This is a genomic window from Bradyrhizobium sp. Mp27 (genome assembly GCF_029953005.1).
Classification (GTDB): domain Bacteria; phylum Pseudomonadota; class Alphaproteobacteria; order Rhizobiales; family Xanthobacteraceae; genus Bradyrhizobium; species Bradyrhizobium barranii.
Genome location: NZ_JASAUS010000006.1, coordinates 1 through 19,276, shown reverse-complemented (window position 1 = coordinate 19,276; position 19,276 = coordinate 1). Strand labels below are relative to the sequence as shown.

Genomic DNA, 19,276 nt, shown 5'->3' with positions numbered 1-19,276 from the left:
TGTGCTTTGCGAGCAAGTTCTCGAAATCCTCATCGCTCATCGCTTCCGGTTTTTCCGGATCCGCGTTCGCCCGGTTATACCCATCGATGTACGCGACGATTTCCCACAGCGAGAGATCCTCGACGACGCGCGGCGACCAGCCGAACCGCGCGCCGATCGCGATTAATTCGGAGCGTCGGAGGCGTCCGTCGTCGTGGTGAAGCCGGTTTGCTGCGCCCCCGCCGGCTCGGCTTTTCCCTGGTCATCGCCCGCCGCCGGATCCTTGCCGACCGGATCGTCGGGCACGCCGACCATGACCGCCTCAATGACCGCATAGGCAAGCAACACGCTCGACGTCAGCGGATTTTCGTCGACGTGGTTGCGGACCGCTTTCATCGCAGCGTCCGGCGCCATGCCGCCGCCGATCAGGCCGAGCCGGATCGGCTCGCGCACATCGTTAAGCCGCCACGTTCCGGATCCGAGCCGCGTCATCACGGTCGCGATGCCGGCCTCGCATTTGGCCTCGAGATCGAGGATCAGGCCGACCTTGGCGAGGCAGAACTGATCCTCGCCGCCGGCCCATGCAATCGTTCGCAATCCGTTTGCGCTCATGACCCCTCACGCCTTGGCAAGCACGTCGGCGACGGCCTGCTCGATGTTCTCTTGAATGTCCGGCATCAGCTTGCGCGCCGTGTTGTAGAAAAACGGCTCGGCCGGCCGCTCCGTGGTGCCGTACTCGATCGCCAGCGCATAATCGTAATCGACGCCGGCGCCGGCCCGGATTTCCTTGCTGGTCGTCTCGCCGCCGGCGACGACCTCGAGCTCGAGCTCATTGCGCCGGCGCCGCACCTTGACGGAGTCGCGCAACGTGCCGCTGACGACCGGCGCCTCGGCCTTGATCGCGCTGGCGAGCTCGTCGGCCTGCTCTTTCAGCTTGCCGGCGAGCTCGCGTTTCAGCTTGTAGGACAAGCCGGAAAACCAGCTCTGCAGCTCGTCATCCGGCTCGGACATCACGTCGCATCCACCCAGGTCACTTCGCCGTCATTCTTGAACGACAGGTCGACGGTCACCTTGTTGCCGCGCGTGCCGGCCAGCTTGAAGCTGGTCAACTTGAAGAAGCCGGCGTAGTGGCCGAGATCGGCGTGATCGAGCTTGATCTGCATGTTCTTGCCTTCGGCGCTCAGGAACCATTCGTTCCACTTCGTGAACGCCTCGACGGCCATGACGCCGGTCCCGGCGCCGCTGGCCGAGAGCGCATTGATGTCGGTCGCTTCCCAGGCGGCCGCTTCCGGATCCGTGCAATCCGGCAGTACCGTCGTATTGGTCGAGGCCGCCAGGTCGAATGACTTGGTCGTCAGGCCGCACGGCTCGGCAAAGGTTTCGGGGCTGGCGCCGTCGCCGAGCAACAGCAGCAGTTTGGTTCCGGGCAGGACAGTCGGTTTCGCCATGGTCTTTCCCCTTCACTGGAAAACGGCCGCGGGAATTCGCGGCCTGGTCGTCGCGCGCATGGCGCAAACTAGGTTGAGGCCTCGAGCAGCGCGCGAAAGGTGATCGCGCCGTGCCGCGTCAGCCCATCGGGATCGCGCAAATATTGCGCGTCGGCGAGCTCGAACACGGTCACGTTGAAGCCGTCGACCGTCAGCGGCTGATCGTCGAGCGCCGCGATGATCGCGGCGCCGATCTGCTTCGCCTCGACATAGCCGACCCCGCGCGACCAGACGTCGATTTGCAGCGACACCTCGACGCCGTCGATGCACTCGGCTTTGTCCGGCAAAACCTGGCCGTCGCCGAGTGACACGTAAGGATAGGTAGGCGCGCTCTGCACCTGGTCATAGACGCGCTTGCCGACGATCGGCAGCACGCCCTCGGCGCGCAGCGCCCTGATCAGTGCATCCTGCAGCGGCAGGCTTGGATCTCTCATTGGTTGGCGTCCTGGTCGACGATGACGCCGGCGCCGGCGCCGGCGGCGAGGATCTCGCGAACGGCCGCCTCCGGAACGCGCGGATAGGTTAATCGTCCGATCGCGCTGGTGCGGCCTGTTCCTGCATCCGTCCGATTGGGCGCGGATCGAGCTGACCAAGGATGGCGAGGATCGATCCGACGATGATTGCACACTCGCCGCGCCAGCCTGGCAGCTGGTTCGACGCATAGACGCGATAAGCGCCCGCCGCGGCCTTCGCCGCCGTCCAAGAGACTAGCCCCATTGATCAGACCACCATGACGGGTTTTGCGAGGAAGGCGTCGAGGTTTTTCCGGCTCGAGACCGGATTCCAGCTCATGAGGATTCCGGCCTGCAGCAACGCGATTAGCGGATCGATTTTGGCGCGGCCGGCGACCTGTTTCGTGATCATGTCGGCGTTGCCGCGCTGCTCGACCTTGGCATTGCCGACGCACCAGCTCATGAGCGCCTGGTCGGCGTGCCAGAACGTGCCCTGCGCGAGCTTGATATCGATTCCGTAAACCGCTGGCGTCAGCGCCGGACCCTGCAGCAGCCGCCGTAGCTGCTCGTCAGTCACGCCGGCGCCGAACAGGAATTCAAAAAGCACGCCCGCCCTGTTCGGATCGACGCCGACCGCGTTTTCCGCCGGCAGCAACCCGCTATCGACGACGCGCGCGGCATAGCTCGCAAGGTCGGCGTGCGCGGCGCCGATGTCGAGGATCCTAAACGAACCCTCTTTTTCAAAATCCTCGAGATGGCCGGCGATGTCCTTGCGGCGCTCGAGCACGATCGGATCTGCCCAGCCGTAGGACCACGACAGCCAATGCCGGGTTTCCTTTTCTCGGCCGATCACTGAGAAGCCGAGCAGATCGTCGCGGCCGCCGCCATCGGCGCCCATCGTGACCACTTCGCAGCGCGCGAGCAGCGACTCGAGATCGAGTGTTTCGACGACCTGCTGATCCCAGAGATCGGCGGCGCTCCATCCATCGTCCGCCGTACCCGTGCCGATCTCGATATTGAGATGTTGCGAGGCCCAGATCTGCACGGCCTCGGCGCCCTTCTCGCGCTCGCTCGAGAACTCGGCGAGCATCGAGGCGACCGTGATCGGCCGGTTGATGTTCGGCATCACCATCGGCCAATGCTCCGGATTCATCCAGCGCGGCTCGACGTTCGCGCGGCGCTCCTCGCGCGTCAGCGTCGCGATTTCGCGCGGCAGCTCATAGAGCAGCGGCAAGGTCGGGCGTATGACCTTTCCGCGATAGACGCCGTCACGCACGTTGCGAACGAACTTGAGCTCGCTTTTGAACGCGCCGGCCGGCGCCTCGTCGCTCTGCGTCGTGGTGATGACGAGAACACCCTCCTCGGTCTTGTCGAGACCGCCGCGGATCTGGCGCAGCACGCGCGACGTGTGCGCGCGCTTGCCGAGCAGATGCAGCTCGTCGAGCAGGACGAAGATCAGCGCCATCGCGCCGGTCAGGATCTTGAGGTCGAAACTCGCGATCATGATCTCGGATTTCGTGACGAGATCCTCGATCGTCTTGTCGTAGTCGCGCGGCTTGAAGCGACGACGCAGATCCGGCGACTCCTCGATCATGCCGACCGCCTGCTCATACGCGCGATCGGCGACGGCCTGCGTCTCGCCGATAAACAAGGCCGTCGCGCGCGGCCGATAGTTCATCAGCATCGCGACCAGCATCAGCGCCGCCGAATAGGTCGTTTTCGACGAGCCCTTCGGCACCAGCGCAAAGAAATCGCGGATCATCCGAACCCGGTTGACGGGATCCCAGCTGCCGAACACGGCGCGTACCAGGTCGCGAAACCATTAACCAGACGCATCGCCGAGCCGCGGATTGCCTGGCACGTCCGGCAGGCGGATCTCGTCGAACAGCGCGACGCCCATATCCGCCTCGCCTGCGAACAGCGGCAGATCCGGCACCAACGACCGCCCATCGCGCAGGCGCGTTTCCCAATCCGGGCAGGACGTATCCCACGGCGTCACGAATTGAGACCCTGCTGCCGCCGCGCCATCAGCTCGCCCAGCGTCGACCCGGCATCAGGCGAGCGCGCGTCGAGCTCGGCCTGCTCTTTCTTGCCGAGCTTAGGCGCCTTCACCGGCTTATCGGCGCCGGCCTGCTTGCGCGGCTGCTGCGACGCCGTCTGGCCGTAGAGCATCAGATCGTTGCGCTCGAGATACTTCTGGAATTCCCGGATTGCCGAGACGTTGCCGGCGTTGACGCCCTCGAGCAGTTTCATTCCCAGCTGCGCGACCAGGCGATCACGCGCGACCTGCGCAAACTTGAGCTCGGAAAAATAATGCTTCCGCAACGTCGGCGCCGTGACGAAAAGCGCGGCCGCGATCCGCGGCGGCGACCAGCCGAGCGCGACTAACAGGCTGACACGATTCCGGTTTTGCTGCGTCGGCACATGTTGAGGCCGACCGCGCTCGCCCCAATTGGGCGGCACAGGATCACCGAACAGGTCGAAAACATCAGCCATAACGAAAAAAAACCTGCGAATGAGAGTGGGGCCGGTCTCAGGAGCAAAAGCTTGGCGACTTTTGACCCACCCTGCCCCTTGAGTTCGACGTCGTTCGGCGTCAACGGGCGTTCGATCGCGATGCGCTCGAGGTTGTGCGCGACATGGGCAAGCACGCCGGCAAAGGCGGCCCTGGCTTCGTCATCGCTGACGTTCTCATCCATCGGTCGAAATCGGGGGGCGGGTGCATCGGCTTCTACGAGGCGCACGTGAGTGCGTCGCGCGGCCCCCGGCCATAGTCAGGTGGTTGCAAGGGAGGGCTTTTTTCGGGTAAACGGGGGGCAGGTTAAACGGGGTCAGGTTAAGGGGCGAAACGGGGCGAATCTGCCGCGCTTCGTGGAACTTGGTCACACTTCAGCCCAGCTTGCATTGCTCGGTGACAAGGTTCGACCGCCGGCTTCGGCACCCATGTATGCGGCGCATCAGTGGATTGCTCGCCGTTTCAAGCCACGACCCAAACGGAAAGCAGAAAGAGAGGCTCATGCCCACAATCGCTTTGGTCGACGATGACAGCAACATTCTCACATCCGTCTCGATCGCGCTGGAGACGGAAGGCTACCGCATCATGACTTACTCCGACGGCGCCTCCGCGCTCGACGGCTTCCGCACCACCCAGCCCGATCTTGCCATTCTCGACATCAAGATGCCGCGCATGGACGGCTTGGAAATGCTGCGCCGGCTGCGGCAGAAATCCGACCTGCCGGTGATCTTCCTGACCTCCAAGGACGAAGAGATCGACGAACTGTTCGGCCTCAAGATGGGCGCCGACGACTTCATCCGCAAACCGTTCTCGCAGCGCGTGCTGGTCGAGCGCGTCAAGGCCGTGCTGCGCCGCTCGGCGCCGAAGGACCCGACCGTCGCGCCGAAGGAGAACGATGCCAAAGCGCTCGACCGCGGCCTGCTGCGCATGGACCCCGAACGGCACACCTGCACCTGGAAGAACGAGCCGGTGGCGCTGACCGTCACCGAATTCCTGATCCTCCAGGCGCTGGCGACCCGGCCCGGCGTGGTGAAGAGTCGCAACGCGCTGATGGACGCCGCCTATGACGACCAGGTCTATGTCGACGACCGCACCATCGACAGCCACATCAAGCGGCTGCGCAAGAAGTTCAAGGTGGTCGACAGCGAGTTCGAGATGATCGAGACGCTCTACGGCGTCGGCTACCTCTTCAAGGAAGCCTGAGGCTCACGCGCCTTTTCCTTCTCTTGCTCGGTCATGATCGAAATCCTCAATCCCAAACGCCGCGCTGATGCAGCGAGGCCTGCTCGAGCTTCTGTTTCTCGGCGTCGTGGTACGCCTTCGATACCGTGTGGATGTTGTCGGGATCCCAGAAGCGGACAGGATCGCCGCGATGCGCCTCGGTATGGTCGGCGACAGGACTGTTGTCGGCAGGGTAGACGCCGTCACAGAGCACGCCGGTTCGCTGGCACACGTAAGCGTCACGCAGATGGACCTGGTCCTTGAGCCTGCGCCAGCGCGCCAGCTTGTACCACTGGCGCCAGGGCGGCTCGGCGCGTTGCTGCTTGACTGGCGCTGCCATCTCACAAAAGGAAGGCCGGCGCAGCGTCATCGCCGGCCGGCCTAGTCAAGGGAGGAAACACCCAAGGAGGGCAGCGGCAGCACAGGAGCGCGCTACCGCACACCCTAGACACGCAAGAGCCCGGCACAATGGCCGGGCTTTGTGGATGGTTGCGCTTCGCGCGTCCCCTTGACTCGGTCTCACCGAGAAGGGATGCGCCGAAAGCCTTGACCGCTTCCGCTCGAGCTATTCCGCGACCTTGGCCGCGGCGCTAGCTCTAGATCACTCTCGTCGATCGAGATTTGAGTGACGCGCCCGAACATGCTGATACCGACACTGAGTCGGCCAGTTGAGTCAAATCTTTCCACCTGGCCGCAGAAGTAAGCGAACGGTCCCGACGTTACCCGCACCAGCTCGCCGAGCTCGAATTTGCGCTCGCGCTTTGATTTCGGCGTGTTGCCGATCGCCTCGATGTTGCGCAGATCAATGACGTCCTGCCCCTTGAGAACAGGCACACACGGCCCGACGCGCATGACGTCAATCACACCGTCGACAGCGTAGAAGCGTCCAAACTTGACCTCGAAATCAGGCACCAGGATCGCGCCGCAGATCAACGGCGACCTAACCTGCTGCGTCAAAACCTTCTCGTAGCCGCGGTTATAGCGCGCCACGCTGCGCGTTTCGGTCTGCATTGGCAGCCAGGCCGAGATATTCCTTTGACGGAATGTCCGCATCACGTTGAGCTGCAGGTGCGGATGCACGCGCAGGATATACCAGCGATCAGGCTCGACCGGCACCTCGCGCGGACCGTGCAGCAGATCGAGATCGACATAGCCGACGATTTCGCCTCGCACGTGATCCCGCGGCCGCAATGTTTGGTTCATGCGCATTCCCCCTCCTCGCTCGACCAGCTGCCGTCGCGATGCGGCGGCCACGGCGCCGGCACGCGCAGCGCCTGTTTGGATTTTCGCAATCGGAAATTCGGATGTAGCGCCGGCAGGTTGTGCACCGCCGGATCGAAGGCCTCGGTCCAGACCCGCTCCGCTTCGATCTCGACGCCGAGCCAGAGCGCCAGGCGGTCGCGCCAGGCCGCAAACTGCGGCGTTCCCAGCTCGACCTGGTGCCACGCTTGCGGATCCTCGCCGGCAAACTTCGCGATCGCCGCCAGGTCGGGTTGAGGCGGCCTGGTCGACCACAAGCCGCGGCCGCGCTCGGGATCCTCGGCCAGGCGCAGCGGCCTCGAGCCGATACGCGCGGCGAGCTGCAATCCGGCGAGCTCGTAGCCGTCGATCCAGCGCCGCTCCGGCGCCGGATCCGGCAGCCTGGCGCTCGGAAACTCCTCGAAACGCCGCTGACGGATCCACAGATGAAAATTCGGCACCGCGTCGCGCTTCAACCGCTTGAGCATCTCGACAAACGGCACGATCGCCGCCCTGCAAAGCCGTTGCTTGTCCGGCTCGAGCAGCCGGAACTCGGCGAGCGCGAGATCGCGCCGCATCGCCTGGTGACCAGGCCAGCTCTGCCAGGCCGGCTCGAAATCGGCCGGTTCGCTTTCCTGAAGATCCTCGCGATCGCCCTCTCGTCCCCTGGAAGGGGATTTAGGGGAAGATTCAGGTTCAGGTTCAGAGTTTAGACCCTCTGCCGAGTCATAGGGCTGGCGTAGGGCTGGCGCAGGGCTAACGGTTTCGGAGGCCGGATTTAGCCCTGTCTGCGGCATAGGGCTAACTTCACGTGAAACACCCTCAAATTCGCCCCTGGCGGCCGCTTCGATCACGTCGGGATCGACGTCGAGCATCAACCGGATCAGGTCGCTGGTGCGCTTGCCTTTGCACTCGCCGTTGCGCCGGCCGTACTCGTCGATCCATTGCGGCAGCCGCGCGATCGCGCCGATCTGCTCGAGCCAGGCCAGGCGGTTGCGCACAGTCTGCGTCGACAATTCCGTGTCATCGGAAAGCGTCGGGATCGATACGAAGCAATAGCCGTCACCGTCGACGTAAAGTGACGCCATAGACAGCGTCAGCTTTGCGTGCGGATTGTTGAGGCGCAGGTTCCTCGCCCAGGCGTGCGCCTCGTCGGCGGCGATGCGTCGCGCGCGCCGTTTCTCGGTCGTCATCGTGGCAATGCTCTTAAGGTTTCGATTCAACTGGACGCGGTAAGCAACGGAACGGGTTTGGTCAGCGCGGCCCCATCAGCATGAACTTCACGATTTGGTCGTCGGAATAATTCCAGAACAGGCCGCGGTTGATCGCGTCGTCGAGGCGATCGAGCCAGCGCGACGGGAAACGCTTCACCCTGACCAGGTGATCTCTAACGGCGGCGAGCTGCTCGGCCGGCAGTGCGTCGGCCTCATCCTCGCTCATCAGCTGGCCGGTCGAGCGCACGTAAACCGCGATATCGAGCTCGCCGAGCTTGGCGGCCTCGAGCACCAGCTTTTGAATGACGTTCGCCAGCTTGACGGCAGGCTCGCCGCCGGCGCCGAGCGTCGCGAGAATGAGATCAGCCGACATCCGAGCCCCCGCGCGCCAACGTGGGCTGTACGGCCGCCGCAGCGGTGCCGGCGCGCACTTCGACGGCCTCGCACGCCGGCGTGTTGCCGCCGATCTGGATCCTGGCGCTGCCGCGAAACCATTCCTTGTAATGATCCTGGCGGCCGTTCGGCTCAATGCGATGCCGCGACACGCAAACGATTTCGCAGCCCTCGCGTGTGCAGACCTTGCGAGAGTCGCCGTTCGGCGCGCGCGTCTTTTCGCTCCACTTGTGATTCATTTTGCAGCCTCATCGGCCGCAAACAGATCGCCGGGCTCCTCGAGCTCCCGCGCGCCGGCGTAGCGCATCGCGATCAGTGCGCGCGCGACCAGGTGCCAGACGTGGATCCGCAGCCGCGGATAATTCTTGACCTCGCCGCCGCGCTGGCACTCGCCGCGATCGAGCTGCTCGCGCGAGCGGCCGCGCAGCGTCTCGACAGAATAATCGCCGATGTCCTTTGTGCCGCCGGCGTTCCGGATCCGCATCCGCGCGATTTCTGTGACCTTGCGCGTGATCGCCGAATGCAGCTCAACCCGAACAACGATCATCTGGCGTCCCCCGTGTAGAGCGTCGGCCGCTTCGGCGGCGTCTGCGTTGACCGCTGATCGAGCGCGCTGCGACCCGGCAACGGATCGCCGAAAAACGCCGACGCCACCGAACGCTCTTGCGCGAAGGCGCGCGCGCGCTCCTGCTCGGCCGCCTTTTCCGCGGCGCGCTTGTCCTGCCAACTTTTCAAACGTTTCGGCGCCGCAGCTGCGGCCGGCGCTTCTTTGGCGAGGCGCTCGGAACGCCGGTGACTGTTGTACGCCTGCTTACAGGCCGCCTCGGACCGTCCCGGCATGTTCGCCGCAACACGAGCCCAATCGCCGCCGGCGCCCTCGACTGCGGCGCAGAGCCGATCGAGCTCCGCGGCCGTCCAGAGATTGCGAATCTTGTGAACAGGCCAGCTCATCGCGCGTCCCCCTGCTGTTGAACCGATGCCGGCCCGACCAGCTGCGCCAGGAAGGCGCGGCCGAGCTCCGTGACCTTGAGCGCCGTCGTCGTGGCGTGCAGATAATCCTTTCCGCACAGATGCCGCGCCATTTCGCCGGCAATCGTGCCGCCGGCGTCGACCGCGATCAGTGCGAGCTGCTCGGCGAGCTCATCATCGTCGACCGGCAGGCGCGTCTGCAGTGCGCCGTCAACGATCTCAGGCGCCGGACAATCGAACAGCGACATTTGCGGCGCGCGGTAAGGCTCAGTCAGTGCGACGACCGGCGGCGCCGTCACGGCGTCGCGCAGCGCGTGCAGGCGCGACCAGCCGGCCTCGCGCAGCTGCCACTGGCCGCCGGATTGATAGGCCATCTCGCGCGCTTGCCAGCTCGCGCCGAGCACGTCCTGCATCGCCGCGCGCTTCGGATGGCAGAAATCCGAAAGGATCGTCAGCTGCTCGAGCTCGGTCAACTGGAGCGCGTCGAGCTCGACCGGCCGCAGCCATTCCGACCCGGCGAGTTGGTCGATCGCGACGACGTCGTCGGCGTCATAAGGCGCGCGATCGACGACCTGGTTGTCGGAAATCGTGACGACGTCCGCGACGGCCGCGGCAACGCTGGCCCCGTCTGATGTTGCATTTGCCGCAGCCGTCACGGTCTCGCCGGCGTCGGAGGGCATTCCGGCGGCGAAACTTGAATCTTTTGCATCCGGCTCGATCTCGATCGGCGGCGCGCCGGCCTGGTTGCCGCAGGCGTCCCAGCCAGGCGGCAACGGATGCTTGGCGTCGACGCGCGCAAACATCTCCAGAACCGGCAGCGGCCGGCCCTCGTCGTCGCAACCGACCATCGTCGCGATCATGCGCCTGTAGTGATCCGGCTTGCGCGAATGCTCGCGCGGCCGTTCGCGATGATTGGACCCGTACTTTTCCGAACCGGCCGGTTTAGGCAGGCCGCGGCCGCGCTTGAACAGCAGCAGCAATTCATCCTGATCCCAGGCGATCAGGCCCGAACCGCTGTCGTCCGGAAACTGCGCATCGGTCTTGGTCCAGACAAAGCACGTTGAATAAGAATCCATCCCGAGCGCCTGCGCGCAGGCCCAAGCGAGCGGCATCATGACCTTTGCGAGCGTCACCTCGCCGGTTTCGACGACGGTGACCTCGATCTCGATCTCGACCAGCGTCAGCAAATGCGCGCGCGGGATCCAGAAGAACGACCAGGCATCAGGCAGCAGCGTGTCACGTGCCTTGCGCAGAAACGCGAGGATCTCCGGCCAGGTCATGGTCGGATAGTGGTTCTCATAGGCCCGGTCGCCGATGCCGCCCTTACGTTCCCATGGGCAATCGATGTAGTTCGCCGGATAGCGCTTGCCGGTCGGTAACGTGATCGACTGCTCGGACAGCACGGCCGCCAGGTTGCGGCGATGCGCCCGCCCCTTTTCCTCGGCTCCGATCTTGAGCAGATCCATCGCGACGCGTGCCTGGCCGGACCGCATTTCCTCGGCCTGGCGCTCGAGCGCCTGCTCGAATTCGGCCGCATCCATCGCGGCCAGGCGCTGCGCCCGCGACGACAGTTTGCGGTCGATTCCGGCTTCCTGCAGCGTCACGCGCAGCGGCTTGGCGGTCCCGAGCTCAGCCTCGGCTCGATCGGCGCCGGCGCCGCCGGCGTCGGAAAACTGTTCCTCGCCGGAACAGTTTCTAGGCCGCCCCTCGGCGAGGTGACCGGCCGCCTTGGCCAAGATCAGCATATCGCCGAGGCGCCGCTCGGCGCGAAACCGGATCCGCGCCGCCCTGATCTCGAGATCTTTGTTTTTCGCCTGCCTGGCATAGGCCGACCAGGCCGCCGCCTGGCTGCGGATCTCGAGCACCTCGTCGACCGCCTCCGCGGCGGCGATCGCGCGCTCGGCCGCCTCGTATCGTGCGAGCTCGGTCAAAACGGGATCTCCTCGAGCTGGTGCCGCGCCGGCAGGGTTGCGAGCAGGCCGGCGAGGATCTTGTCGAGGCTCGGCGCCTCGCCGCGCACGCGGCGGTTGATGCTGTTGTCGCGCTTGGTCGACCAGCGCCGATTGGCGCGGCGGTTGTCGAGCGTCTGGCCGTTGATATGATCGACGACGTGCTTTGCCAGGTAATCGTCATCCCGCGGCTCGCAGCGGATCTGCAGCTCGCGATGCATCCGCACCGTGTCGCGCCGCGCGCCCGTGTTGCGCTTGGCGTAGAGGAAACATTCCTTGCCGCGGCCGCCGTGCCAGACGTTCCACTGCCATTGCATCAGCCAGTCGAAATCCTCGGCGTCGACCAGCGTCCAGATCGGCTCGCGCGACGACAGCCAGACGCGGCGCCACGGCGTCAGCGTCAAATCCGGCAGGCCCTGCTCGAAATCGACCGCGCGCGCCCCGATGATGTTGACCGGCGCCTACATCATCACAGCATCCCCAGCGCTTGCATGTAGGTTTCGAGGATGGCCTCGAATTCCGCGCGCTCGTTCGGATCCTGCGCGCGCATCCTGACGATCGCCTTGAGTGCCTTCGTGTCGTAACCGTTTCCCTTGGCCTCGGCGTAGACAGCAGCGACGTCGTCGGCGATCGCCTTTTTCTCCTCGAGCAGCCGCTCGACCCTCTCGATGATCGATTGCAGCTGATCCTTGGCGATCTTGCCGGCGCGGGTTTCCGCCTTGCTCATCGATGCACCACCGTCAGCATGACCGGGCGGAAATTGTCGCCGGCGTGCAGCACGCGCGCCTTGCGATAGGTCTGCACGTCCGGCATCAGCTCGGCGGTCACGAGCACGGGCAGGAAGGCGTCGCCGTCAAACAGGATGATCGGCGGCACGCCCTCGGCGTCGATCGCGACCATGCCGCGCGCGACCGGACGGTCGCCGTCGAGCAGCGTGACGGCGCAGGCCCGCACGGCCGAACTCATCGCGGCCACCGCGCGCGGATGATGCGCCAGGCCGCGCCGCGCTCGCCCTCGAGCGGCCAGGCGATCACGATCGTGGTGATGCCGAGCGACAGCAGCACGGTCCCGAGCATCGCCCAGCTGAGCAGATCGTCATCCATCACAGATCCCCGCCGTCCTGCAGCGCCGCCAGACGCGCCGCGGTTTCCCGCTGCTGATCGAGCAGCTGCGAAATTTCCATCTGGCGATTGAGCTTTTTGCGCCACGGCTCGGCGCATGACCTGGTCAAGGCTTTCCAGACGACGTCGCCGATCCGGCTGTTAAGCAGCGCGTTGAGCGCCTCGCCGTCCGGCGCGCCGCGCGGCGGCGTCGCGATCCAGTCCTCGCAAACCCTGGTCGAGCGATTCGCGATCAACGCGAGCTCGGCCGCCAATTTCTGCTTAAAAACCTTGCGCAGCTCGACCAGGACCGGCGCAAACCACCGATGATCCCTGCGGGATTTACCGAGGATTTCCTCGGCGCCCATTTTTGCGCCCGCGCTGCCTCTCCGATAGCTTGGTTTCATCATGAGGAACCCAAACCCTTATTCGGCGCCATTCGCCGGCTCATCGATCCGCCACAGCGACGGCCTGGCGCGCAGCTGGCGCTCGGCCAGGGCGCGCTGGAAATTAAGGAAGGTGCCCGGCGCCAACGTCCCGGTCCGGCGCCAATTCGAGACTTGCTGCGCCGGCCGGCCGCTGATTTTGGCAGCCGCGAAGGTGCCGCCGACGCCGTCGATCACCGCGTCAGCGGTCTCGAGCAACGGCCAGGAATCACATTGGCGAATCATCGACACGGCCCGGAATATACACGTTACGTGCATTTTCCAAGCATAAGCGGATATAAAATTGTTAGGAACCAACGTATTCAGCACAGTGCCGGCCATGACCCGGCACGATCGCGACAACAGCCTCGACACGGTCGCAGGCCGCCTCAAGCGGACCCGCGAGGCGTTCAAAATGAACCAGGCCGACTGGTGCCGGCTGGTCGGGATCGAAACCCAAGCCTGGAATAATTACGAAAGCGGCCGGCGCCGGATCTCGATCGACCAGGCGATCAGGGTCTGCCAGGCGACCGGCGTTACAATCGACTGGATTTACCGCGGCCTGATGAATTCATCACTGCCGCCGCAAGTGCAGATCGAGCTGCAGAAAAAGCGCTAGCCGTCACCCTTCAGAGGTCGCGCCGCCAAGCGCCGCAAATGGTTCAGGCGCCGCAGCAAGGGCGGCACCGACAGCGCGAAAAACACGTAGAACACAGCCCAAACTAATTCCTGCTTGCTCGGCACCTGCAGCGCGAAAGCCGGCGGCACCACTACAAGATTGTGGATAATCGGGCTGGCGCCGGCCAGCGCCAGCGCCGGCAGCACTCCAAAAACCATCGATATCAGGATCACGGCGAAGCCAAGGCAGAACCCGGCGCCGCCGCCGACCGTGTTGACCAGCAGCAGCGCCAGCGGCGCAGTCACGCCGAGCGTCGCCAGCGCCCAGCACAGCGCGCGCGACACCGACGGCGAAGCCTCGGCCGCCGCAAGGCCGGGCCGATTCTCCGCAGCGACGTCTACCCGCCAGCCGAGCCGTTTGGCGCGCTGCCAGGCGCTCAAACTGCCTGATTGCTCGATCAAGAACTGATCGAGGCACTCGCCGGTCATGGCCAACACTCTGCGTGCATCCTCCACGGATTCCGGCAGCTGCAGCGCCAACTGTAACGCTAGACGGCGCAGGCCATCGGTTTTTTCAGACGATTGCATTCCCATTTGCATTTCCTCGTGTCCCTGCAGCCCCTCAAAATAAACGTCGTGTGCATTTTGCTAGGAATTTATGCACTGCCCGTGTATACCGTTGACGCGAATCCCAGCGGAGTCTTGCCATGCACCCCGTCCCTGACCTTGCCGAGAAGGCGCCATCCTCCCCCCATCGGGAAACCTTGGCAATGGACACAATTTCCGGACGCGACCCCGCGCCAGCGCAATCCCCCCGCATGGTTAATGATGCTGCATCACGCATCTATGCGGCTTGGCAACCGCACGTTGGTCATGACGAGGCGATGCACGAGGCCCGCGCATTCGCCGCGCGTTTTCACGTCCTGATCGACGGTCCGCTGGCGCCGCTTCCCGACGAGGCCGAGCTCGACACTACGCTCGCGGCCGTCGCCGCGGCGATGACGTTCCTCGACGCCGCGGCGCAGTGAGGACCGCATGAGCCGGCGATTGCCATCGGATTATTATTTTTACCTGGCGCTGCTGAAATCCAGCCCCTTTGAGCGGCGCCCGCGCGGCTGGCGCTACGGCACCCGGCGGATCGGCGACAGCGTCGTCGACCGCCTGGTCGCCGCCGGCCGCGCGCAAATCATCGGCGATCGCGTCCACCTGGTCGAGGCCGAGCGATGACGGCGCGCCCCCTACCCGCGGATCCGCTCGAGCTGCGCCTAGCGCTCGAGGCCGTGTTTGACGGCCGCGCCACCATCGGCGTCCCCGAGCTCGCCGCCCTGATCCCCTTGCATCGGGAAACCATCGCGCGGCATGTTGCCGCCGGCAACCTGGTGGGCCGGCTCAAAGGCCTCGGCCGCACCAGGCGCCATCGGGTTTTTACGATGGCCGATGTCACCCGGTTTGTGCAGCAGCTCGCCGAGGCCGACCTATGTCCATCTATCGCCCAAAACGCTCCCCCTTCTGGCACTACGATTTCAGGATCGACCGTTATCGATTTTCCGGCTCGACCAAACTGCGGAATGAGGATGACGCGGCCCGCTTTGAAGAGGCCCGCAAGGTCGACGCGCAAATCATCGTCGACCGGATCCGCGCCGCCGGCGCCGAGCCGCTGACGCTCAAGGCCGCTTGCGATCGCTGGTGGAACACCCACGGCGCAAAACTATCCGACGCCAAGATCAAATCCGCGCTCGATCGCCTGGTCGAGATCATCGGCGCCAAAACCTATTTGCACGACATCAATGACGACATCGTCTCGCGCATGGTCGAGGAGCGCGCCAAGGACGTTCGCCGCGACTCGACCGACGAGGAAGGCCGGCAGCTGTATCGGTCGATCACCTCGACCACGGTCAATCGCACGCTCGACCTGCTGCGCCGCGTGGTGCGCCGCGCCCGCGACAATTGGAATGCGGCGATCGTCCGCGAGCCGACCTGGAAAAAACACCGTCTCAAGGAAAAGCGCCGACACGTGCGCGAGATCTCGGCGACGGAGGAAACCGCGCTCGATCAGATCGAGGATCTCGACTTTGCCGAGCTGCGACGCTTTGCGATCATCACCGGCCTGCGCCGCAAGGATCTGCTACTGACCTGGTCGCAGGTCGATTTCGAGCTCGCCGTCATCCGCGTCGTCGCCAAGGGCGGCGTGCCGCGCGTGCTGCCACTTTCGGCCGAGGCCTATGCGCTGCTATGGAAACGCCGCGGCCAGCACGCCGAATTTGTTTTTACCTACAAGGCAAAGCGAACCTGGAAAGATCGCACCCGGAACGGCCGCAAGCTTGGCGATCTCGTCAAAGGCCAGCGCTACCCGATCACCTATTACGGCCTAGGATCAAACAAGCGGAAATGGAAAAAGGCCGGCGTCGACGCCCGGATCCACGACCTGCGCCACACGACCGGAATGCGCACTTTGCGCAAAACCGGCAATTTGCGCGTGGTGCAGAAGATCCTCGGCCATACCGACATCGCGATCACCGCGAAATTCTACACCGACGCGACGGTCGAGGACATGCGCGCCGCGATGGAAGCGACCGCGCCGCGACAGGTCGAGCAGATCGAGCCGAAGGAGATCGAGGACAAGAGCAGCAAATGACGTTGACGCTCAAACCGATCGGCCCGCGCGACTATTCGGTGCGCGACGACGGCCAGAGCATCGGCCGGATTCCGTACGCCAGCGAACGCTCGCCGGCAATTTGGATCTGGAATGTCATCGTGCATATTCCCGGGGGGCTTGCCGATCGGCACGGCGAAGGATCTCGAGACCGCAAAGGCCGAATTCAAAGCGGCCTGGACGGCGTTCAAGGCCAAGCAGACGCCGGACGCGCTGGCGCAGGCTTACAAGGAGATGAACCTGCGCGAGCAGGACTGAAAGGATCCCGATCGATGACGCGCAAACAACCTGATCGCGAGCTCGAGGCGATGGCCGCCGATCTCGCCGAGGCGTGCCAAGGCCTGTCCCCGCTCGAGAGCGCTCTTGATTGCCCAAGGGATGCGCGAGGTATATGGCGGCGAGTGGGCAATCGAGGCGCACGGCGACGACACCTTTTCGATATTGCGGAAAACCTGAAAGGATGATGACGAGAACCCGATCCGAGTCGAACACACAGCCCTGATCGAATACCTCGCGCGAGACAGCGATGGCGGTTTCTGGATCGACATTCGCGTCGACCAGCCCGGCGAACAACGAAAGAACCCTGCCCGCCCCGGTAACGCTTAGGTTCAAGGATTCAAGGCTGCGTCATTTCAAGGAGAGGCGGTTTCCTTCGGTTCCTCGTGCGAAAATCGATCTCCTTGAGCTGTTCGATCTTCGTTTGGGTTAGAGTTAGGTACTCAGAATCGGGTGAAAAGTGGTTGCGGTTGCCGCTCAAAGCGTCAGTCTTTTGATCGAGCTTGTCGCAAGTAGATATGAACGAGTCGATTAAGGACGCGAGCGAGTCAGCCGGCGCCTTTTTCATCAGCCAGTTTTGCAAGGACATGCCAGCCTTATCCGCTCGGCGTGTTTCGTATCTTAACTGGGATGGTTTCATTTGCGAGATAGCCCGGTCAACTATAGGAGAAAAATCGGGCGGCTGATAAACACGATAGCGCCTGTTGTGGGGACGATTGTGGAAATTGAAGCCAGGCGCATAGGATCGATCGGCCACAAACACGATAGAGGCCTCGCCCTGTGGCTTTGGAGTAATAAGATCGCCATTTTTGTCCTCCCAAACTGCGTGGAATTCAGCCGTTAGTAGAACCTCCGTCCACTCCCAAATTGTCCAACCGTAGACTATTCCGCCGCCATCATGGCGCACCTTTTCTTCGACGCCGTCCGAACACCAGCCAAACAAACCATATGCATCGCTTCTGACGGGGACGAACTCTGGTTCGCTACCTAGCATGTGGCTGAAGGTGATCACGTCCTGTGTGATCGCCTTCGGCGTAGTTTCGCGACCCACCTCTTCAGGCTGAGCAGCAAAGTGCTCCTCTGACATTTGTTTCTTTCGGGTGAAGCTTGGATCCATACATCACGTCCAGTTCAACAAACTGCTATAGCGTCGGGCCAGCGACGAACTTGTACCAGAATTCCCATGGCCGGTCGACGCGGCTTAGGCTGTGCCATCCTTGCCTATATCTGAGGTGCGCGGAGCATATATTTCAGCAAGCTTTTCCGGCCCCGGATATTCCCCTCGCCAGAGTTGCGGGAAGGCTGGCCTATTTAGGATCGAGGGCTCAAGGAATGCGATTTCGGCCGATATTATGTCGGTGTCGAACTTGATCCTTGCGTGGAGTGCTACCCCTCCCTGGGATGCAGCGCTTTTGAATTTTAGCCACGCTTCTTCCTCAAATGGCCTAGATCCAAAAAAGGTTCGTGCGGCATTTACTGCCCGGAGGGTGTTATCGATAAAATAGATCGTCAGGCTTTGCGCATTCTCGTCGCCCCATAATGTTCGTCTAGCGGCATTCAGGACGCCAGCGCTTTGCTCAAGTCGATCAAAGGCGATCCGCATGTCCTCTTTTTTGCCCAAAGCTAACGATCGGTGCATCACCTCAAGATTGGCAGTGACGTTTTCGATAAGGACTTTCATGTCCATAAGTTCGGCGGCGCGCTGACGAAGACGCTCATAGTGAGCGAAGTTATTTTGCCGGACCAATTCCGACAGCTGGCGCCGCATCGGAATGATGGTCCAGTATGCTGCGATTGCTGCGGCGGTTGCGGCAAGCAGCGTCATGCCGGCGCCTAACGCATTGCCCGCGAAGCCAATCCAGGCGTCAGGGCTGGCGGATTTCGTGGCCTGCCAGATGGGCCCTGCAATTCCCAGCCAGCCAACTGTCGCCATGATCCATAGGATTGCGACTCGCGATGCCCGGCCAATTCCTGTCGTTCATTGATGCCCCCTCGCAGAGCTTCTACCTTAGGGCGAGTACACAGGGAAGCATCCCCAAAAATAAATTCCCGAACGCACCGCCCTCAAGAAGGCTCTACGGTTCGCAGATTGAGCCGCCGCTGGATTTCCTCGAGCTCGCGCTTTATGGCTCGCATGTGCTCGGCGGCGTTCACAACGCCTGCGACATGACGTTTTTCGATCTGCGGCCGGCGTCGGCCGAGGATGAATTCTGCCGCGAGCAGCGGCCGGAATGATTCACCTGAAAGGATCCCCGAAATGAAAACAATCGCAATCGGCTTCGTGGTTATCTATCTCCTGTTCGTCTTTGTTCGGGCCTCGCCCGAGGGCGCCGTTATGATTGGGACGGTAGCCCTGATGATCGGCTTGGCCGTCTTCTATCCCACCGGCTTTGCCATCCTGCTCGGCTCTGTCTTTCTCATCTGCATGGCCGTGGCTCTTTTCGTCTGGACGCGCAAGGCCTGGCGCTGGTCTCGGCGGGATGGGTAGTTCGGCAAGCAGCGGCTTTCCCGACCCTTCACGGACTCCTTTGGCATCAGACCTCTCGCAGCGGCAGCAGTAGTAGCTCACGCCGATCGGCCGGCCCGTGAAGCGCTCGATTCAGAAAATGCGAGTCCCGAAATAATTCCCGAACCGATGACGACGGCACCATTAAGCCTTTGGGCGATTGGTAGAAAGAGCTGGCCCCGCAAATTCGGACAGTAGCTTGAGTGGATTTTCTGCCTGACAGCGGCGAGGATTCTTGCTGCGAATCAGGAGCGAAGATGACGAAGAAGAGCCGCCGGAC

General features: G+C 63.4%; 34 protein-coding genes. 8 read left to right on the top strand and 26 right to left on the bottom strand.

Annotation, left to right across the window (positions count from 1 at the left end):
- Positions 1-162: 162 nt before the first annotated feature.
- From QJT78_RS06015 to QJT78_RS05980, 8 genes are all read right to left on the bottom strand, one after another.
- On the bottom strand, positions 163-591 hold the full coding sequence (locus tag QJT78_RS06015) for a gene transfer agent family protein (RefSeq protein ID WP_049807755.1): 429 nt from the start codon (positions 589-591) through the stop codon (positions 163-165).
- A gap of 6 nt (positions 592-597) precedes the next feature.
- A complete protein-coding gene (locus QJT78_RS06010) occupies positions 598-990 on the bottom strand; it encodes an HK97 gp10 family phage protein (RefSeq protein WP_080586677.1) in 393 nt (130 codons plus the stop codon).
- Positions 990-1,427 carry a phage tail tube protein gene (locus tag QJT78_RS06005; protein ID WP_028151739.1) on the bottom strand — a complete coding sequence of 146 codons (438 nt, stop codon included), beginning with the start codon at positions 1,425-1,427 and terminating at the stop codon, positions 990-992. Before QJT78_RS06005 ends, QJT78_RS06010 begins: the two co-directional genes overlap by 1 nt.
- 68 nt (positions 1,428-1,495) lie before the next feature.
- Positions 1,496-1,900 (bottom strand): DUF3168 domain-containing protein, encoded by a 405-nt coding sequence (locus QJT78_RS06000; protein WP_028151740.1) that lies wholly within the window; start codon positions 1,898-1,900, stop codon positions 1,496-1,498.
- Positions 1,901-2,186: 286 nt separating this feature from the next.
- The gene (locus tag QJT78_RS05995) at positions 2,187-3,716 is read right to left on the bottom strand and encodes a terminase TerL endonuclease subunit (protein ID WP_244433268.1); all 1,530 of its coding nucleotides are present in this window, start codon (positions 3,714-3,716) and stop codon (positions 2,187-2,189) included.
- A gap of 24 nt (positions 3,717-3,740) precedes the next feature.
- The gene (locus QJT78_RS05990; RefSeq protein ID WP_240537652.1) at positions 3,741-3,917 is read right to left on the bottom strand and encodes a hypothetical protein; all 177 of its coding nucleotides are present in this window, start codon (positions 3,915-3,917) and stop codon (positions 3,741-3,743) included.
- Entirely contained in the window at positions 3,914-4,342 is a 429-nt protein-coding gene (locus tag QJT78_RS05985) for a hypothetical protein (protein ID WP_240537653.1), read from the bottom strand. Before QJT78_RS05985 ends, QJT78_RS05990 begins: the two co-directional genes overlap by 4 nt.
- Entirely contained in the window at positions 4,303-4,617 is a 315-nt protein-coding gene (locus QJT78_RS05980) for a hypothetical protein (RefSeq protein WP_162136479.1), read from the bottom strand. The genes QJT78_RS05985 and QJT78_RS05980 overlap by 40 nt, the downstream gene beginning before the upstream one ends.
- A 317-nt stretch (positions 4,618-4,934) precedes the next feature.
- Between QJT78_RS05980 and QJT78_RS05975 the strand changes: the two genes are divergently transcribed.
- Entirely contained in the window at positions 4,935-5,636 is a 702-nt protein-coding gene (locus tag QJT78_RS05975; protein WP_208086687.1) for a response regulator transcription factor, read from the top strand.
- 46 nt (positions 5,637-5,682) lie between these two features.
- Here the strand turns inward: QJT78_RS05975 and QJT78_RS05970 are convergent, their stop codons facing one another.
- The 14 genes from QJT78_RS05970 to QJT78_RS05905 form a co-directional block, all read right to left on the bottom strand.
- Positions 5,683-5,994, bottom strand: a complete 312-nt coding sequence (locus QJT78_RS05970) for a hypothetical protein (RefSeq protein WP_049807983.1) — start codon at positions 5,992-5,994, stop codon at positions 5,683-5,685.
- A 179-nt stretch (positions 5,995-6,173) separates the two neighbouring features.
- Positions 6,174-6,857, bottom strand: a complete 684-nt coding sequence (locus QJT78_RS05965) for a transcription termination/antitermination NusG family protein (RefSeq protein ID WP_157790397.1) — start codon at positions 6,855-6,857, stop codon at positions 6,174-6,176.
- Positions 6,854-8,086 (bottom strand): helix-turn-helix domain-containing protein, encoded by a 1,233-nt coding sequence (locus tag QJT78_RS05960; protein ID WP_028153785.1) that lies wholly within the window; start codon positions 8,084-8,086, stop codon positions 6,854-6,856. The genes QJT78_RS05965 and QJT78_RS05960 overlap by 4 nt, the downstream gene beginning before the upstream one ends.
- 61 nt (positions 8,087-8,147) lie before the next feature.
- Positions 8,148-8,480 carry a hypothetical protein gene (locus tag QJT78_RS05955; RefSeq protein ID WP_028153786.1) on the bottom strand — a complete coding sequence of 111 codons (333 nt, stop codon included), beginning with the start codon at positions 8,478-8,480 and terminating at the stop codon, positions 8,148-8,150.
- A complete protein-coding gene (locus tag QJT78_RS05950; protein ID WP_049807985.1) occupies positions 8,470-8,739 on the bottom strand; it encodes a hypothetical protein in 270 nt (89 codons plus the stop codon). The genes QJT78_RS05955 and QJT78_RS05950 overlap by 11 nt, the downstream gene beginning before the upstream one ends.
- Positions 8,736-9,047, bottom strand: coding sequence for a hypothetical protein (locus QJT78_RS05945; protein WP_028153787.1), 312 nt, complete (start codon positions 9,045-9,047; stop codon positions 8,736-8,738). Before QJT78_RS05945 ends, QJT78_RS05950 begins: the two co-directional genes overlap by 4 nt.
- Complete coding sequence (locus tag QJT78_RS05940) at positions 9,044-9,451, bottom strand: SANT/Myb-like DNA-binding domain-containing protein (protein WP_028153788.1); 408 nt, start codon at positions 9,449-9,451, stop codon at positions 9,044-9,046. The genes QJT78_RS05945 and QJT78_RS05940 overlap by 4 nt, the downstream gene beginning before the upstream one ends.
- Positions 9,448-11,400, bottom strand: a complete 1,953-nt coding sequence (locus QJT78_RS05935; RefSeq protein ID WP_028153789.1) for a hypothetical protein — start codon at positions 11,398-11,400, stop codon at positions 9,448-9,450. The genes QJT78_RS05940 and QJT78_RS05935 overlap by 4 nt, the downstream gene beginning before the upstream one ends.
- Positions 11,397-11,822: an HNH endonuclease gene (locus tag QJT78_RS05930; protein WP_240537777.1), complete on the bottom strand. Its 426-nt coding sequence runs from the start codon at positions 11,820-11,822 to the stop codon at positions 11,397-11,399. The genes QJT78_RS05935 and QJT78_RS05930 overlap by 4 nt, the downstream gene beginning before the upstream one ends.
- A 65-nt stretch (positions 11,823-11,887) precedes the next feature.
- The gene (locus QJT78_RS05925; RefSeq protein WP_028153791.1) at positions 11,888-12,145 is read right to left on the bottom strand and encodes a DUF2312 domain-containing protein; all 258 of its coding nucleotides are present in this window, start codon (positions 12,143-12,145) and stop codon (positions 11,888-11,890) included.
- The gene (locus QJT78_RS05920) at positions 12,142-12,384 is read right to left on the bottom strand and encodes a hypothetical protein (RefSeq protein WP_038945117.1); all 243 of its coding nucleotides are present in this window, start codon (positions 12,382-12,384) and stop codon (positions 12,142-12,144) included. The genes QJT78_RS05925 and QJT78_RS05920 overlap by 4 nt, the downstream gene beginning before the upstream one ends.
- Positions 12,381-12,521 (bottom strand): hypothetical protein, encoded by a 141-nt coding sequence (locus QJT78_RS05915; RefSeq protein WP_157790316.1) that lies wholly within the window; start codon positions 12,519-12,521, stop codon positions 12,381-12,383. The genes QJT78_RS05920 and QJT78_RS05915 overlap by 4 nt, the downstream gene beginning before the upstream one ends.
- On the bottom strand, positions 12,521-12,886 hold the full coding sequence (locus tag QJT78_RS05910; protein WP_038945118.1) for a hypothetical protein: 366 nt from the start codon (positions 12,884-12,886) through the stop codon (positions 12,521-12,523). The genes QJT78_RS05915 and QJT78_RS05910 overlap by 1 nt, the downstream gene beginning before the upstream one ends.
- Before the next feature lie 57 nt (positions 12,887-12,943).
- A complete protein-coding gene (locus QJT78_RS05905; RefSeq protein WP_155258158.1) occupies positions 12,944-13,285 on the bottom strand; it encodes a hypothetical protein in 342 nt (113 codons plus the stop codon).
- Between QJT78_RS05905 and QJT78_RS05900 the strand changes: the two genes are divergently transcribed.
- Positions 13,284-13,562 carry a helix-turn-helix transcriptional regulator gene (locus QJT78_RS05900; protein WP_028153794.1) on the top strand — a complete coding sequence of 93 codons (279 nt, stop codon included), beginning with the start codon at positions 13,284-13,286 and terminating at the stop codon, positions 13,560-13,562. The genes QJT78_RS05905 and QJT78_RS05900 overlap by 2 nt on opposite strands.
- Here the strand turns inward: QJT78_RS05900 and QJT78_RS05895 are convergent.
- The gene (locus QJT78_RS05895; protein WP_157790315.1) at positions 13,559-14,155 is read right to left on the bottom strand and encodes a DUF4118 domain-containing protein; all 597 of its coding nucleotides are present in this window, start codon (positions 14,153-14,155) and stop codon (positions 13,559-13,561) included. The genes QJT78_RS05900 and QJT78_RS05895 overlap by 4 nt on opposite strands.
- Positions 14,156-14,331: 176 nt before the next feature.
- Here QJT78_RS05895 and QJT78_RS05890 point away from each other — a divergent pair, with 176 nt between their 5' ends.
- From QJT78_RS05890 to QJT78_RS05875, 4 genes are all read left to right on the top strand, one after another.
- Positions 14,332-14,589: a hypothetical protein gene (locus tag QJT78_RS05890; RefSeq protein ID WP_155258159.1), complete on the top strand. Its 258-nt coding sequence runs from the start codon at positions 14,332-14,334 to the stop codon at positions 14,587-14,589.
- 7 nt (positions 14,590-14,596) lie between these two features.
- Positions 14,597-14,788, top strand: coding sequence for a hypothetical protein (locus QJT78_RS05885; protein ID WP_038945120.1), 192 nt, complete (start codon positions 14,597-14,599; stop codon positions 14,786-14,788).
- 250 nt (positions 14,789-15,038) lie between these two features.
- Complete coding sequence (locus QJT78_RS05880; RefSeq protein WP_038945121.1) at positions 15,039-16,196, top strand: tyrosine-type recombinase/integrase; 1,158 nt, start codon at positions 15,039-15,041, stop codon at positions 16,194-16,196.
- Complete coding sequence (locus QJT78_RS05875) at positions 16,193-16,678, top strand: hypothetical protein (RefSeq protein WP_240537778.1); 486 nt, start codon at positions 16,193-16,195, stop codon at positions 16,676-16,678. Before QJT78_RS05880 ends, QJT78_RS05875 begins: the two co-directional genes overlap by 4 nt.
- Before the next feature lie 152 nt (positions 16,679-16,830).
- On the opposite strand, the gene QJT78_RS05870 is transcribed toward QJT78_RS05875, so the two are convergent.
- Both QJT78_RS05870 and QJT78_RS05865 read right to left on the bottom strand, forming a co-directional pair.
- Positions 16,831-17,607, bottom strand: a complete 777-nt coding sequence (locus QJT78_RS05870; protein ID WP_049807986.1) for a hypothetical protein — start codon at positions 17,605-17,607, stop codon at positions 16,831-16,833.
- Between the two features lie 84 nt (positions 17,608-17,691).
- A complete protein-coding gene (locus QJT78_RS05865) occupies positions 17,692-18,423 on the bottom strand; it encodes a hypothetical protein (protein ID WP_038945123.1) in 732 nt (243 codons plus the stop codon).
- Positions 18,424-18,446: 23 nt separating this feature from the next.
- Here QJT78_RS05865 and QJT78_RS05860 point away from each other — a divergent pair, with 23 nt between their 5' ends.
- Positions 18,447-18,725 carry a hypothetical protein gene (locus QJT78_RS05860; RefSeq protein ID WP_028150966.1) on the top strand — a complete coding sequence of 93 codons (279 nt, stop codon included), beginning with the start codon at positions 18,447-18,449 and terminating at the stop codon, positions 18,723-18,725.
- A gap of 22 nt (positions 18,726-18,747) precedes the next feature.
- Positions 18,748-18,978, top strand: a complete 231-nt coding sequence (locus QJT78_RS05855) for a hypothetical protein (RefSeq protein ID WP_028150967.1) — start codon at positions 18,748-18,750, stop codon at positions 18,976-18,978.
- A gap of 46 nt (positions 18,979-19,024) precedes the next feature.
- Here QJT78_RS05855 and QJT78_RS05850 read toward each other — a convergent pair.
- On the bottom strand, positions 19,025-19,276 hold a 252-nt coding region (locus QJT78_RS05850), incomplete at its 5' end, for a hypothetical protein (protein WP_281460195.1).

Excerpts from the sequence above, each read along its gene's own strand:
- QJT78_RS06015 (WP_049807755.1), bottom strand. The coding sequence starts at position 591 with ATGAGCGCAAACGGATTGCGAACGATTGCATGGGCCGGCGGCGAGGAT.
- QJT78_RS06010 (WP_080586677.1), bottom strand. The coding sequence starts at position 990 with ATGTCCGAGCCGGATGACGAGCTGCAGAGCTGGTTTTCCGGCTTGTCC.
- QJT78_RS06005 (WP_028151739.1), bottom strand. The coding sequence starts at position 1,427 with ATGGCGAAACCGACTGTCCTGCCCGGAACCAAACTGCTGCTGTTGCTC.
- QJT78_RS06000 (WP_028151740.1), bottom strand. The coding sequence starts at position 1,900 with ATGAGAGATCCAAGCCTGCCGCTGCAGGATGCACTGATCAGGGCGCTG.
- QJT78_RS05980 (WP_162136479.1), bottom strand. The coding sequence starts at position 4,617 with ATGGATGAGAACGTCAGCGATGACGAAGCCAGGGCCGCCTTTGCCGGC.
- QJT78_RS05975 (WP_208086687.1), top strand. The coding sequence starts at position 4,935 with ATGCCCACAATCGCTTTGGTCGACGATGACAGCAACATTCTCACATCC.
- QJT78_RS05970 (WP_049807983.1), bottom strand. The coding sequence starts at position 5,994 with ATGGCAGCGCCAGTCAAGCAGCAACGCGCCGAGCCGCCCTGGCGCCAG.
- QJT78_RS05965 (WP_157790397.1), bottom strand. The coding sequence starts at position 6,857 with ATGAACCAAACATTGCGGCCGCGGGATCACGTGCGAGGCGAAATCGTC.
- QJT78_RS05960 (WP_028153785.1), bottom strand. The coding sequence starts at position 8,086 with ATGACGACCGAGAAACGGCGCGCGCGACGCATCGCCGCCGACGAGGCG.
- QJT78_RS05955 (WP_028153786.1), bottom strand. The coding sequence starts at position 8,480 with ATGTCGGCTGATCTCATTCTCGCGACGCTCGGCGCCGGCGGCGAGCCT.
- QJT78_RS05950 (WP_049807985.1), bottom strand. The coding sequence starts at position 8,739 with ATGAATCACAAGTGGAGCGAAAAGACGCGCGCGCCGAACGGCGACTCT.
- QJT78_RS05945 (WP_028153787.1), bottom strand. The coding sequence starts at position 9,047 with ATGATCGTTGTTCGGGTTGAGCTGCATTCGGCGATCACGCGCAAGGTC.
- QJT78_RS05940 (WP_028153788.1), bottom strand. The coding sequence starts at position 9,451 with ATGAGCTGGCCTGTTCACAAGATTCGCAATCTCTGGACGGCCGCGGAG.
- QJT78_RS05925 (WP_028153791.1), bottom strand. The coding sequence starts at position 12,145 with ATGAGCAAGGCGGAAACCCGCGCCGGCAAGATCGCCAAGGATCAGCTG.
- QJT78_RS05920 (WP_038945117.1), bottom strand. The coding sequence starts at position 12,384 with ATGAGTTCGGCCGTGCGGGCCTGCGCCGTCACGCTGCTCGACGGCGAC.
- QJT78_RS05915 (WP_157790316.1), bottom strand. The coding sequence starts at position 12,521 with ATGGATGACGATCTGCTCAGCTGGGCGATGCTCGGGACCGTGCTGCTG.
- QJT78_RS05910 (WP_038945118.1), bottom strand. The coding sequence starts at position 12,886 with ATGGGCGCCGAGGAAATCCTCGGTAAATCCCGCAGGGATCATCGGTGG.
- QJT78_RS05900 (WP_028153794.1), top strand. The coding sequence starts at position 13,284 with ATGACCCGGCACGATCGCGACAACAGCCTCGACACGGTCGCAGGCCGC.
- QJT78_RS05905 (WP_155258158.1), bottom strand. The coding sequence starts at position 13,285 with ATGGCCGGCACTGTGCTGAATACGTTGGTTCCTAACAATTTTATATCC.
- QJT78_RS05895 (WP_157790315.1), bottom strand. The coding sequence starts at position 14,155 with ATGGGAATGCAATCGTCTGAAAAAACCGATGGCCTGCGCCGTCTAGCG.
- QJT78_RS05890 (WP_155258159.1), top strand. The coding sequence starts at position 14,332 with ATGGACACAATTTCCGGACGCGACCCCGCGCCAGCGCAATCCCCCCGC.
- QJT78_RS05885 (WP_038945120.1), top strand. The coding sequence starts at position 14,597 with ATGAGCCGGCGATTGCCATCGGATTATTATTTTTACCTGGCGCTGCTG.
- QJT78_RS05880 (WP_038945121.1), top strand. The coding sequence starts at position 15,039 with ATGTCCATCTATCGCCCAAAACGCTCCCCCTTCTGGCACTACGATTTC.
- QJT78_RS05875 (WP_240537778.1), top strand. The coding sequence starts at position 16,193 with ATGACGTTGACGCTCAAACCGATCGGCCCGCGCGACTATTCGGTGCGC.
- QJT78_RS05870 (WP_049807986.1), bottom strand. The coding sequence starts at position 17,607 with ATGGATCCAAGCTTCACCCGAAAGAAACAAATGTCAGAGGAGCACTTT.
- QJT78_RS05865 (WP_038945123.1), bottom strand. The coding sequence starts at position 18,423 with ATGGCGACAGTTGGCTGGCTGGGAATTGCAGGGCCCATCTGGCAGGCC.
- QJT78_RS05860 (WP_028150966.1), top strand. The coding sequence starts at position 18,447 with ATGCCCGGCCAATTCCTGTCGTTCATTGATGCCCCCTCGCAGAGCTTC.
- QJT78_RS05855 (WP_028150967.1), top strand. The coding sequence starts at position 18,748 with ATGAAAACAATCGCAATCGGCTTCGTGGTTATCTATCTCCTGTTCGTC.